This window comes from Streptococcus pseudopneumoniae (genome assembly GCF_001072925.1).
GTDB classification, from domain to species: domain Bacteria; phylum Bacillota; class Bacilli; order Lactobacillales; family Streptococcaceae; genus Streptococcus; species Streptococcus pseudopneumoniae_Q.
On sequence record NZ_JVHE01000065.1, the window covers coordinates 24,315 to 37,013 of the forward strand.

Consider the following 12,699-nt stretch of genomic DNA (forward strand, 5'->3'; position numbering starts at 1 on the left):
TCTATTTTTTTCTTCTAATCCTGCCAGTAGGCTGGTCGTTGTTTTTCATAGGCAGCAATCAAATCTTCGTACTGCATGGTAATACCGATATCATCCAAACCATTTAAGAGTTTGTGTTTCCATTCACTATCTATTTCAAAAGTGAATTCTCCAATTGGTGAGATGATTTTTTGTTGTTCCAAGTCAACCGTCACTTGGTCAGTTGGTTGGAGCTGGGCGAGTTTTTCTCTAACTTCCCTAGGTTGAACGATTGGTAACATGCCATTATTGAGTTCATTATTGTAATGAATATCCCCGAAAGATCCTGCAATCACGACCTTAAAACCATAGTCAGCCAATGCCCAAGCTGCGTGTTCTCTCGAAGAACCTGCGCCAAAGTTATCCCCTGTGATGAGAATACTCGCCTTGCGGTATTCTGGTCGGTTAAAGACAAAGTCTGGATCCTCAGTGTACTTATCGTCCAGATAACGCCAAGCATACATGAGATATTTACCAAAACCTTTCTTGTCAATCAATTTCAGAAACTGCTTGGGTAGGATTTGGTCGGTATCAATATTATCATTCATAAGAGGAACGGTCGTTCCCGTATAAACTGTAAATTTATCCATATCCTCTCCTTACTGGGCTTCTGGCATTTGTCGAACATCTACGAAGCGCCCTGCAATAGCTGCTGCTGCTGCCATTGCTGGACTGCAGAGGTGTGTTTTAGCACCAAAACCTTGTCTGTCTTCAAAGTTGCGGTTACTGGTTGAGGCACAGTGCACGCCATCAGGGACCTTGTCGGGATTCATTCCTAGGCACATGGAGCAACCTGGGTCTCTCCACTCAAAACCAGCATCCAGAAATACCTTGTCCAAGCCTAACTTCTCAGCCGCTCGTTTCACAGGACGAGAGCCTGGCACTACGATTGCTGTTAGATTGGGAGCAATCTTCTTCCCTTTGACAAATCGCGCAGCCAGTTGCAAGTCACTGAGACGAGCATTGGTACAAGAACCGATAAAAATATAGCCTAGTTCAATGTCCGCTGGCTTTTGACCAGGCTCCAAGTTCATGTAATGATAAGCACGTTCATCATTCATATCCTTAATTTCTGGGAAGCTACTGTCAAATTCAACCCCCATAGCAGGATTGGTTCCCCAAGTCACCATAGGAGCCAATTCAGAGACATCCATTCGGATAACCTTGTCATAAACGGCATCGTCGTCGCTAACAAGCCTTTTCCAATCAGCTACTGCTGCATCAAAATCTTTAGGTACACACTCTCGTCCCTTTAAATAGTCAAAAGTGGTCTGATCTGGATTCATGATTCCCATCTTAGAGCCAAATTCAATGGACATATTGCAGATGGTCATTCGCTCTTCCATGCTCAGTGCATCAATAGCTTGTCCACGATATTCCACGACATAACCAACACCACAAGCAACGCCGTACTTGGCAATCAAGGCAAGAATAAAATCTTTGGAATAGACTCCTTTTTTAGGGACACCAGTAAATTCTACCAACATTTTCTTGGGCTTAACCTGCCAAATGGTTTGAGTAGCAAATACGTGCTCAACCTCACTTGTCCCAATTCCAAAAGCGATAGCTCCAAAAGCTCCATGGGTAGCTGTATGACTATCTCCACAGACGATAAATTTCCCTGGTTGTGTTCTTCCTGTTTCTGGACCAACCATATGAACGATACCTTGCTTTTCTGAACCGTGGGCTGCATGTTCAATTCCAAACTCTTCAACATTTTCAGCTAACTTATCAATCTGTGCTTTGGAGATTACATCTCGAATATCGTAGATATTGACAGTTGGAACATTGTGGTCAAAGGTCCCAAATGTTAAATCTGGTCGTCTCAATCTACGTCCTGCATCTCGCAATCCTTGAAAAGCTTGAGGACTGGTCACCTCGTGAATATAGTGCTGATCTACATACATGAGTTGAGGCTGCCCTTCTTCTCCTGTAATCACATGGAGGTCCCATAATTTATCAAAAATTGATTTTCCTGCCATCCATTACCTCCAAATAAAATATAAGGCTACTAGCGTGGGCACCATTCCTATAAACCAAACTGTTTTAAAATACCATTTTCTAGTCTTGTGATGAAAAACGATTCCTGCTAGACAGGCACCAAAACCACCACAAGCAAAGGCTAAAATGAGTAAGATTTTCTCTGGGATGCGCCAAGCTCTTCTCCTTGCCTTAAATTTGTCAATGCCATATATCAAGAAAATGATGAGATTCCAAATCAGGAGGGCAAAAGTAATTCCTTCGTTTAGTTTCATAGTCTTGCGATAATGGCTTCCGTCATTTCCTTGGTCGAAGCCTGTCCTCCTATATCTCTCGTTAAAATTCCTACTGCTAAAGTTTCTTCAACAGCATCTTCGATACGCTTAGCATCCTCATATCGTCCAAAACTATCACGCAACATCATGGCAACTGATAAAATCATGGAAATAGGATTGGCAATGCCTTGTCCAGCAATATCAGGTGCCGAACCGTGAATCGGTTCATAGAGACTCGGACCATCTTCAGAGTGGCTGGCTGATGGCATAACCCCTAGTGTACCTGATAGAACACTTGATTCATCAGATAAGATATCTCCGAAAAGATTCTCTGTCACAATAACATCAAATTTAGATGGATTTGTAATCATGAGCATGGCAGCTGAGTCGACTAGCTGGTGCTCCAGGGTTACATCGGGAAAATCTTTCGCGACTTCTTCAGCCACTTTCCGCCAAAGTTTTGACGTTGCTAACACATTTTGTTTATCGATACTTGTAACGACTTTTCTCCGACTCCTTGCGATTTCAAAAGCCTTGCGAATAATCCGCTCCACTTCCTCATAACTGTAGTCGTTGATATCACGAGCTTTGCGCTCTTCAAGGATATGATCACCAAAGTAAATTCCTCCTGTCAACTCACGTACTACTACAAAGTCAACTCCAGAAATTCGTTCTTGCTTGAGTGGTGACAAATGCTTGAGACTCTCAAAGATTTTAACCGGACGAATATTGGCATAGAGATTAAGTTCCTTTCGAAGGGTCAGAAGCCCTTGTTCGGGTCGAACTGGAGCATCATCATACTGAGGACAACCGATTGCAGCGAGTAGAATAGCATCCGCTTCTCTAGCAGCCTTGAGCGTTTCGTCTGGCAAGGGATGTCCTGCAGCATCAATACCCGCACCTCCAAAAGGTCGTCTGTCTATCTCATAGTCAAAGCCTGTTTTTTCAGCTAGAGCCTCCAGAACTTCTAAACCAGCTTCCATGATTTCTGGGCCGATACCATCACCTGCTAGGGCAACTATTTTTCTTGTCATAGCATTCTCCTTTACACGCTAGGCATGTCGCGATAGGAAACTGTTGTTCCCATCTCACCAGCATTCTCTTTTTGAACAAAGGTATTGGCATTAATGTAGGCAATAGCCGAAGCCTTCAACACATCGAAATCAAGTCCAGCTGCGTTAAAGATAGTCTCTGTATCTCTGTTTTCAACAGTTACCAATACCCGTGCCTGGGCATCAATCCCATCAGTTACCGCATCAATCGTATAGGATACCAAGCGAACAGATTGATTAAAGAATTTATCAATAGCATTGAAAATAGCTTCAACAGAACCCTGACCTGTTGCATTAAATTCAACTTTCTCACCATCAAAATTAGCTAATCTAACTGTCGCTTCAAGGTCATTTTCAGAATGGGTTTGAAGTTGCAAGTCATCAAAGTGGAAGCCTTCTGGATTTTCAACCATGGTGCCAGCTACTAGAGCTCGAATATCAGCATCTGTGATTTCTTGCTTCTTGTCTGCCAAGGCCTTGAACTTAGCAAAGAGCGGCTTGATATCTTCGTCTGTAAAGTCTAGAGCCAAATCTCTTAGTTTCTCAACAAAAGCATGGCGACCAGACAATTTACCGAGCGGAAGACTATTACTCTTGACACCAACCAATTCAGGTGTGATGATTTCATAAGTGAGAGGATTTTTAAGAACACCGTCTTGGTGAATACCTGATTCGTGAGAGAAGGCATTTCCTCCAACAATCGCCTTATTTTTTGGAACTGGAATTCCTGAGAAACGAGAAACCATTTCAGACGTATTAATCGTTTCGTTTAGGACAATACTTGTCTCTGCTTGGTAATAATCTTGGCGAATATTAAGAGCCACCGCTATTTCTTCTAAAGCAGCATTCCCAGCTCGTTCTCCAATACCATTAATGGTTCCTTCAACACGCCCCGCACCATTCTTAACAGCAGAAAGGCTATTGGCAACTGCCATTCCAAGGTCATCGTGACAGTGAGGTGAATAGATAATCTGACGATCAGTCTTAACATTGTCAATCAGATACTTGAAGATATTCCCATATTCCTCTGGCGTGGTAAATCCTACCGTGTCAGGGATATTGATATAAGACGCACCAGCATCAACCGCTGTTTGAACAACTTGCAAGAGGAAATCCAACTCTGTTCTAGTCGCATCCTCAGGAGAGAATTCGACCACTTCAAACTTAGAACGAGCATAAGAAACATGCTCCTTAATAGCTTCCAATATTTCCTCTTTGCTTTTATTCAACTTAAATTCACGATGAATAGGACTAGTAGCGATAAAAACATGGATTTGTGGATACTTAGCATCCTTAAGTGCCTCATAACAAGCATCAATATCAGATTTTACAGAACGAGCTAATCCTGTCACCGCTGTTTTCTTCAAGACTTTTGCGATTTCTTGGACAGCTGTGAATGAATCTGGACTAGCTGCTGGAAAACCAGCTTCAATTGCTGAAATACCCCATTTTTCCAATTGTCTTGCAATGGCAATCTTTTCCTTGATCGAAAAATTTACACCTGGTGTCTGCTCACCATCTCGAAGGCTAGTATCTAGAAATTCAACTGTTCTCATAAGATTTCCCCTTTTCTAAATTCAGTTTTAAAAAAACATCTCGCTCGGAGTTCCAAGCGAGATGTTGATTTACTCCCGCTTGGTAAGCCAAACAGGACTAATGCTTTTGCACTAGCCCGAGTACCTCAACAACAAAGCAAATTGATTAAACTTAGCTGTTTTCATGTTTGACTTTCTCCTTCGTTTGATATCTTGTTTAGTATTTTAGCATAGGAAAAAACACATGTCAAGAAAAAATCCAATATTTTCTGAAAATTTCTTCAGTAAAGAATATTTTGCTAATTGAAAGTATTTGAAAAATCAAGTAAATCTAATTACTTTTTCAAGGTCAAGTTCCAACTTTTTTCGATCAATTCAAACACCTCTTCATCTGCTAAACTGTCATCCAGTGGCACACTAATCCAGTAGCGCTTATTCATATGAAAAGCTGGATAAATCCCTTTTTTTACCAACAAATCAGATACTTGATCATGTTTGAGATTGACTGCTTCCACTAGTCCTTCTCTGCCCTTTTCAAGCTTATCCCAAGAGATTTTCATCAAAACAGCATACCACTTTTGATTGCCCTCATGGCGCAGAATTCCAGTATCAGGGGATTTCTCCCATAGATATTCCAATTGATTTCCATACTTTTCTTGAACAACTGCCATGATTCTCTTGGTCTGTGGACAGAGAAATCCCTGTACGTCAAAACAGGCCTTTCGGATTTCATAAAGAACTTCTAAACAAGCCTCTCGAACAGTTCCAACAAAAGTACCTCTCATACTTTCCATGTGAACTTGAGGATATAGATCACCAGTTTCTTGGTCATAAACTTGAAAACCTAAGACTCCATCCTCAACAGTAACTATCATGAAAAAGTCACCCTGTAAAATAGTCGAGCTATGGGTCCATACGCCTTGATTTTCTACAAATCCATACTCTTTAGCCTTTTTACTATTAAACTGATAAGCTTTAAAAATTTCAAACATAAGCGAAAACTGCTACCAAAAGCTAGCAGTTCCTTTCTATTTTTTAAAAGACGACCTTAGTTCCATGTAATTGTGTCACACCCAGTTGGTCAATAAAGGTTTGACGGTTATCCATGTCAATCCCTCCACCAGGTAAAATTTCAATTTTTCCTGCAGCGTGTTCTAGAATTCTATGATAATGAGCAAAACGTTTCTCTAGAGAATCGCCAGATACACCAGCACGAGTCAGAATGCGTGTCACTCCAGCTTGGCTGAGCCAATCAATAGCTTCTAACTGATCTTGTTCGCTCAATTCATCAAATGCCATATGGAAAACAATTTCCATACCTTTAGATGCAGCAATCAATTTTTCAAGATTGGCCTTGTCCAACTTCTTATCAGCACTCAATGCACCAAAGACAACGCCTTGGCTTCCTGCTTGAGCAGTTAGAGCGATGTCCTCAAGCATGATGGTAATTTCTAAATCATTGTAGACAAAATCACCACCACGTGGTCGAATCATAGTCATAATGGTCGTATCGTAGTCGGCCGCCAGCTTCACAGCTGCCTTGGTTACTCCGTAGCTTGGAGTTGTTCCACCAACTGCTAGATTGTCACAAAGCTCGATGCGGCGAGCTCCTGCCTGCATAGCTTTTTCAAGCAAGGTTACATTTTCAGCACAAAATTCGTAAATCATTTGATTCTCCTTGAAGATTAGTTTAAATTTATTATATCATATTATTTCGAATATGTTTTTGTTTTTATCAAGGAAAATCGTTACTTATTAAAGCTATTCTTTATCAGGAATCACCTTAAAAAGATAGTAGGTAATAAAGATGGTTAAACATCCCAAACCAATTTTGACTGGTAAAAGAGGCGCAAAATAAATGGAAATTCCCATCAAGATATAGATCGATACAATAATTTTTTTCTTACGTTCACGCGCAATAGACTTGGTCTCACGAAAGTCCGCCACGTAAGTCTGATAAAGTTTGGTATGATAAAGCCAATCTTCAAAACGCTTGGAACTTCTCGAAAAACAAGCAATAGACAACAAAAGAAAAGGAGTCGTGGGCAACAAGGGCAAGACAACTCCAACAATAGCCAAGGCCAGTGATAAAAAACCAATAATTAGATAGATAATACGCATAACTTCTCCTAGTTAATACTCTTCGAAAATCTCTTCAAACCACGTCAGCGTCGCCTTACCGTATATATGTTACTGATTTCGTCAGTTCTATCTACAACCTCAAAGCAGTGCTTTGAGCAGCCTGCGGCTAGCTTCCTAGTTTGCTCTTTGATTTTCATTGAGTATAAAATAATCTTCTTCTAGTTTCGCATACAGTGATGAATTTTGTCAAGCACTAATCAAAAAGAGCCTGAAATTTACTTTCAGGACTCATTTTATTTGATTTTTTCTTCTTCGTAATCACCATGGCTACAAACGATCTGCTTACCGCCACCACGGACTTTTTTCTCCATGAGGAAGTTGCCACATTTTGGACAATCTCGCCCTACAGGCTTGTCCCAAGAAGTGAATTCACACTCTGGATAGCGATTGCAACCATAAAAGATACGATTACGCTTGGTTTTTCGTTCAATAATTTGTCCTTGATGACAGCTTGGACACTCAACACCAATCTCTTTCACGATAGCCTGTGTATGACGGCAATCTGGGAAATTGCTACAAGCATAAAACTTACCAAAACGACCAAGTTTAATGACCATCGGGCTGCCACACTCTTCACAATCAAATCCTGCTGGCTCATCCTTGATTTGGATTTTTTCCATTTCCTCTTCGGCTTTGGCAACCTCTTTAGAGAAGGGTTTGTAAAATTCATCAATGACTCGTTGCCACTGCTCTTTTCCAACTTCGACATCATCCAGTTTACCTTCCATTTCTGCTGTAAAGGTTACATTGACGATATCAGGGAAATATTCAACGATGAGCTTGTTAACAATTTCTCCCAACTCTGTCGGTTCAAAACGCTTGGCTGCCAAACGCACATAATAGCGCTTTTGAATAGTTTCAATGGTAGGTGCATAAGTTGATGGACGTCCAACACCATTTTCTTCCAAAGTCTTAATCAGTGTTGCTTCCGAATATCGGGCTGGTGGTTGAGTGAAGTGCTGCTCAGGTTTACTATTGACCTGCTTGACGACATCACCAACTACCATATCCGGCAACATCTTATTCTTATCTGAATCATTGTAAATGGCCAAGTAACCATCAAATTTAACCTGACTACCATTCGCTGCAAATTGAACTCCATTTTGAGAGAGCTTAACAGCCATGGTATCAAAGATGGCACCAGTCATCTGACTCGCTACAAAACGGTTCCAGATAAGTGTATAAAGCTTAAGTTGGTCTTTGTCTAAGTATTTAGCAATTTTTTCTGGCGTGTTAAAGACACTTGATGGGCGAATAGCCTCATGGGCATCTTGAGCACCAGTAGCATTTTTGACCTTGCTACCATGCTTAGAATACTTACTACCAAAACGTTCATTGATGTAGCTTGCAGCTTCATTTTGTGCAACTGGACTGATACGAGTCGAGTCTGTACGCATATAGGTGATCAAACCTTGGACACCCGTACCAATATTAATCCCTTCATAGAGTTGCTGGGCAACCATCATGGTCTTTCGAGTACGGAAATTGATTTTATTAGCTGCATCCATCTGCATAGTTGAGGTAGTATAAGGTAGTGGAGCGTTACGCTTGCGCTCTTTTTTATCTACCTGATCCACTGTAAAATCTTTGCTGGATAGGTGAGACAAGACTTCTTTGACCTCTTCATTACTAGTCAATTTCATCTTCTTGCCATTCATTCCATAGAAGGATGCTTGGAATTGCTTAGTCCCTTTTTTAAAGACTCCATCAATAGTCCAATATTCTTCTGGTTGAAAAGCATTGATCTCATTTTCGCGGTCAATGATTAACTTGAGCGCAACAGACTGAACACGGCCAGCTGATAAGCCCTTTTTCACCTTTTTCCATAAAATCGGTGAAATAGAATAACCTACCAAGCGGTCCAAGACACGACGGGCTTGTTGTGCATCCACCAAATCCATGTCAATCTTACGAGGTTCTTTAAAGGCATTTTTTACCGCATCCTTGGTAATCTCGTTGAAAACAACACGGTTAGCATCATTTTCATCTAGATTCAGAATATGAGCTAAATGCCAAGAAATTGCTTCTCCTTCGCGGTCCGGGTCACTTGCGAGAAAGACTTTACTAGCTTTTTTAGCTTCTTTTTTCAAGTCATTGATCAGAGGACCTTTCCCACGAATATTGATATATTGGGGTTCATAATTATTTTCTACATCGACTGACATACTGGATTTTTTCAAATCACGAATATGACCAACACTGGCTAAAACCTTATAATTTCTACCCAGGTATTTCTCAATCGTTTTAGCCTTTGCAGGAGACTCCACGATTACTAGATTTTTTTTAACTGTTGATTTTTTTTTCTTTGTTGCCGTAGCCACAGTATCACACCTTTTCAAAGTAATAAACTTTATAAAGTGTAAACCATTTTTAAAAACCTGTCAAGACTTAACTCTTATATATAGAGGAAAAGTTTAACCGATAAAACCTTGCTAGTTCTTAAAATTCAAATTCTGCTAGCACATCCTGACCACTCGAAACAAGTTTTGCGCCTTCTTGAACCAAGTGATGACAACCATCTGAACGACCGTCTAAAATGCTACCTGGAATAGCAAAAACATCTCTTCCTTCTTCCATAGCTCGCTCACAGGTAATCAAACTACCAGATCTCATCTTTGCCTCAGCAACGATAACACCCATACATAGACCAGCAATAATCCGATTTCGTGCTGGAAAGTGATATTTCAAGGGTTCTTCACCAGGTCCATATTCACTCAGTAGCAAATGATATTCACCGATGTAGTCCTGCAGTCGTTTATTAGATCGAGGATAATAGACATCCAAGCCCGTCCCTATAACTGCAATAGTTTTTCCACCACCTTGAAGAATAGACATATGCGCTGCAGTATCAATCCCTCTAGCAAGCCCACTCACAATCACCAGCTCATTCTCCAGTTCTTCAATAACCTTACGGACTGATTTTGTCCCTGTTTGACTACAAGAGCGACTGCCTACAACTGCAATCTTAGGCAGCTTTAAAAGATTTAAATCCCCCTTATAAAATAATAATACTGGAGCATCATAGATTTCACTGAGAGCAAAGGGATAGACATCGTCTAGTATGGAAAATGAGGGAAATTTTTCAAAGTCACTTCTTAATCTCTCCATACTTTCAAAGGTGAGTTTATGGTAACGTTCCATAAAAACCACTGGATTTCTACACTCTGAAGCTTCTGCTATCGTTTCTAAGCTTAATTCCTGATCATAAATTTCTCCATATTGAAGAACCTTTAGAACTTGTTGATTACTTAGACCTGCTTGTTTTAACTTATAAATCTCAAAATTATCAATCTTAATTTTCATGATAGACTCCTTATTTTTCTCTCTATCTATTTATTCGTAAAAAAAGAAAGAAACTCTCCAACAAATTGACTTGTTTAGAAAGTTTCTATTATTAATAATGAAAATTTTAGTAATCAGGACGAAGAACTCCGGTGACAGTTGCCTTGGTTGCTTCGTAATCCCCATCAATAACAACCTTGATAATGCGTTTAGCATCCTCTTCAGGCGCAGGAACCAAAGGTAGACGAGTAGGCCCAGCTTCGAATCCCATATAGTTGAGTACCGCCTTAACAGGTGCCGGACTTGGGTAAGAGAATAGAGCATTAACTTTAGGAATAAATTTACGTTGAATAGCTGCCGCTCTTTTCATATCACTTTCTTCGATTGCAGTGAACATTTCATGCATCTCATCCCCATTTGTGTGGGAAGCAACAGATATAACTCCGTCTGCACCAAGGTTCATAGCATGGAAGGCATCTCCATCCTCACCAGTGTATACCAAGAATTCTTCTGGCTTATGCTCAATCAAGTAAGCCATATTAGCAAGGCTGGTACATTCCTTAACACCAACGATATTTGGATGTTCCGCCAAACGAAGTAAGGTATCTGGGGTCATTTCTACAACTACACGACCTGGAATGTTATAGATTATAATAGGCAAATCAGATGCGTCTGCAATAGCTTTAAAGTGTTGATACATACCTTCTTGGGATGGTTTATTGTAGTAAGGAACAATCGAAAGACCAGCCGCAAAACCGCCAAACTCTGCTACCTCTTTGACGAACTCAATAGAGTCTCGTGTGTCATTGGTACCAACACCAGCGATTAAAGGAACACGGCCATTGACAACCTTTTGAACAGCCGCAAACAACTGCAACTCCTCATCGTGAGTTAGAGTCGGACTCTCAGCAGTTGTTCCTGCTAGGAGAATTCCGTCTGTATGATGTGCTAATAAATGTTCAATCAACTTTGGAATGGCATCGAAATTGATTGACCCATCTTCATGAAAAGGAGTAATAAAGGCCGTGATAATTTTACAATCTTTTAAATCTTGATAAGACATACAAAACACCTCTCTATTTTAAAGAAGGAGTTCAAATGAACTCCTACACATTATTTCAATTCAAATTTTAATTCAGCTGTTGGGCGTACTAGACCACGTTCGTGAAGTGTTTCTGCGATTTGAACTGAGTTCCAAGCTGCACCTTTAAGAAGATTATCAGATACTACCCACATATGAATACCTTTTTCTGCATCCAAGTCTTTACGGATACGTCCAACGAATGTATCACGTGAACCAACAGCATTTACTGCTTGAGGATAGATTTGGTGAGCAACATCATCTTCAAGAACTGCACCTGGGAAGGCAGCAATAGCTGCTTTCACTTCTTCGATTGGTGCTACTTCTTTTGTTTCAATATAGACTGACTCAGAGTGAGCTGACAAAACTGGAATACGTACACATGTTGCTGATACGGCAATGCTATCGTCTTCCATGATTTTCTTGGTTTCATTGGTCATCTTCATCTCTTCGTAAGTGTAATCATTATCAGTGAAAACATCAATTTGTGGAAGAGCATTGAAGGCAATTGGATAATGTTTCTTATCGCCACCTGAAGGCAGGATTTCCGCATGCAAATCACGCGGATTTACACCATCATTCAAGACTTCACGAAGCTCACGTTGGGTTTCAAGAATTGCTCCCATACCAGCACCTGAAACTGCTTGATAAGTTGAAACGATAATACGGTCCAATCCCCATTTTTGACGAACGGGCTCAAGAGCCACCATCATTTGAATTGTTGAACAGTTAGGACAAGAGATAATTCCGTTGTGAGCATCAAGGGCGTGGGCATTCACTTCAGGAACAACCAATGGTACATCTGGATTTTGACGGAAATAAGAAGTGTTATCTACGACAACTGCGCCTGCTTTAACAGCATAAGGTGCATATTTTGCAGAAGTTGATCCACCAGCTGAGAAGAGAGCAATATCAACCCCTTCAAAAGCGTCTTCTGTTGTTTCTTCGATGGTCACATCTTGACCTTTGAATTGTAAGACCTTACCTGCAGAACGTGCAGACGCAAGGTAACGAATCTTATCGATCGGAAGAGTTGATTCTTCCAACATTTTGATCATTTGAGCACCAACGGCACCTGTAGCGCCGACAACAGCAACTGTGTATCCCATAACAAACCTCTTTCGGAATTTTCTAAAAATTTCTATAATAGAAACATTATACTACTTTTTACCAAAATTGAAAAGTCTTTTTCCTATCTATTTTCTGAAATTGACAAGAAAAAGGCGGTGGGACAGAAATCGATAGACAAAGTCTCGATTTCGTAGTCCCAACCCCGCGAGGATGATTAGGAGCTTTTTGGAGTCTAAAAGACGAACAAAAAGTTCAATCAGCTA

The 12,699-nt window shown here is 40.5% G+C and carries 12 protein-coding genes; all 12 read right to left on the reverse strand.

The window, feature by feature from the left end:
• Positions 1–14: 14 nt before the first annotated feature.
• Positions 15–608: a 3-isopropylmalate dehydratase small subunit gene (gene leuD, locus ADH81_RS04165; protein WP_049526685.1), complete on the reverse strand. Its 594-nt coding sequence runs from the start codon at positions 606–608 to the stop codon at positions 15–17.
• Between the two features lie 9 nt (positions 609–617).
• Entirely contained in the window at positions 618–2,000 is a 1,383-nt protein-coding gene (leuC, locus tag ADH81_RS04170) for a 3-isopropylmalate dehydratase large subunit (protein WP_049526688.1), read from the reverse strand.
• A 3-nt stretch (positions 2,001–2,003) separates the two neighbouring features.
• Positions 2,004–2,273 carry a DUF1294 domain-containing protein gene (locus ADH81_RS04175; protein WP_049526689.1) on the reverse strand — a complete coding sequence of 90 codons (270 nt, stop codon included), beginning with the start codon at positions 2,271–2,273 and terminating at the stop codon, positions 2,004–2,006.
• Positions 2,270–3,307, reverse strand: a complete 1,038-nt coding sequence (gene leuB / locus ADH81_RS04180) for a 3-isopropylmalate dehydrogenase (RefSeq protein ID WP_049526691.1) — start codon at positions 3,305–3,307, stop codon at positions 2,270–2,272. Before leuB ends, ADH81_RS04175 begins: the two co-directional genes overlap by 4 nt.
• Before the next feature lie 11 nt (positions 3,308–3,318).
• On the reverse strand, positions 3,319–4,881 hold the full coding sequence (locus ADH81_RS04185; RefSeq protein WP_049526693.1) for a 2-isopropylmalate synthase: 1,563 nt from the start codon (positions 4,879–4,881) through the stop codon (positions 3,319–3,321).
• Positions 4,882–5,195: 314 nt separating this feature from the next.
• Positions 5,196–5,852, reverse strand: coding sequence for an MmcQ/YjbR family DNA-binding protein (locus ADH81_RS04190; protein WP_049526695.1), 657 nt, complete (start codon positions 5,850–5,852; stop codon positions 5,196–5,198).
• A gap of 43 nt (positions 5,853–5,895) precedes the next feature.
• Entirely contained in the window at positions 5,896–6,528 is a 633-nt protein-coding gene (locus tag ADH81_RS04195) for a copper homeostasis protein CutC (protein ID WP_049526697.1), read from the reverse strand.
• Positions 6,529–6,621: 93 nt separating this feature from the next.
• Positions 6,622–6,981 carry a YbaN family protein gene (locus ADH81_RS04200; RefSeq protein ID WP_045763427.1) on the reverse strand — a complete coding sequence of 120 codons (360 nt, stop codon included), beginning with the start codon at positions 6,979–6,981 and terminating at the stop codon, positions 6,622–6,624.
• Positions 6,982–7,235: 254 nt separating this feature from the next.
• The gene (gene topA, locus ADH81_RS04205; RefSeq protein WP_049526698.1) at positions 7,236–9,323 is read right to left on the reverse strand and encodes a type I DNA topoisomerase; all 2,088 of its coding nucleotides are present in this window, start codon (positions 9,321–9,323) and stop codon (positions 7,236–7,238) included.
• 118 nt (positions 9,324–9,441) lie between these two features.
• The gene (dprA, locus tag ADH81_RS04210; protein WP_083279658.1) at positions 9,442–10,299 is read right to left on the reverse strand and encodes a DNA-processing protein DprA; all 858 of its coding nucleotides are present in this window, start codon (positions 10,297–10,299) and stop codon (positions 9,442–9,444) included.
• 112 nt (positions 10,300–10,411) lie between these two features.
• Positions 10,412–11,347, reverse strand: coding sequence for a 4-hydroxy-tetrahydrodipicolinate synthase (gene dapA / locus ADH81_RS04215; RefSeq protein ID WP_049526700.1), 936 nt, complete (start codon positions 11,345–11,347; stop codon positions 10,412–10,414).
• A 50-nt stretch (positions 11,348–11,397) separates the two neighbouring features.
• On the reverse strand, positions 11,398–12,474 hold the full coding sequence (locus ADH81_RS04220; RefSeq protein WP_000542499.1) for an aspartate-semialdehyde dehydrogenase: 1,077 nt from the start codon (positions 12,472–12,474) through the stop codon (positions 11,398–11,400).
• Positions 12,475–12,699 lie beyond the last annotated feature (225 nt).

Coding starts and splice junctions, on each gene's coding strand:
- leuD (WP_049526685.1), bottom strand. CDS start 608: ATGGATAAATTTACAGTTTATACGGGAACGACCGTTCCTCTTATGAAT.
- leuC (WP_049526688.1), bottom strand. CDS start 2,000: ATGGCAGGAAAATCAATTTTTGATAAATTATGGGACCTCCATGTGATT.
- ADH81_RS04175 (WP_049526689.1), bottom strand. CDS start 2,273: ATGAAACTAAACGAAGGAATTACTTTTGCCCTCCTGATTTGGAATCTC.
- leuB (WP_049526691.1), bottom strand. CDS start 3,307: ATGACAAGAAAAATAGTTGCCCTAGCAGGTGATGGTATCGGCCCAGAA.
- ADH81_RS04185 (WP_049526693.1), bottom strand. CDS start 4,881: ATGAGAACAGTTGAATTTCTAGATACTAGCCTTCGAGATGGTGAGCAG.
- ADH81_RS04190 (WP_049526695.1), bottom strand. CDS start 5,852: ATGTTTGAAATTTTTAAAGCTTATCAGTTTAATAGTAAAAAGGCTAAA.
- ADH81_RS04195 (WP_049526697.1), bottom strand. CDS start 6,528: ATGATTTACGAATTTTGTGCTGAAAATGTAACCTTGCTTGAAAAAGCT.
- ADH81_RS04200 (WP_045763427.1), bottom strand. CDS start 6,981: ATGCGTATTATCTATCTAATTATTGGTTTTTTATCACTGGCCTTGGCT.
- dapA (WP_049526700.1), bottom strand. CDS start 11,347: ATGTCTTATCAAGATTTAAAAGATTGTAAAATTATCACGGCCTTTATT.
- ADH81_RS04220 (WP_000542499.1), bottom strand. CDS start 12,474: ATGGGATACACAGTTGCTGTTGTCGGCGCTACAGGTGCCGTTGGTGCT.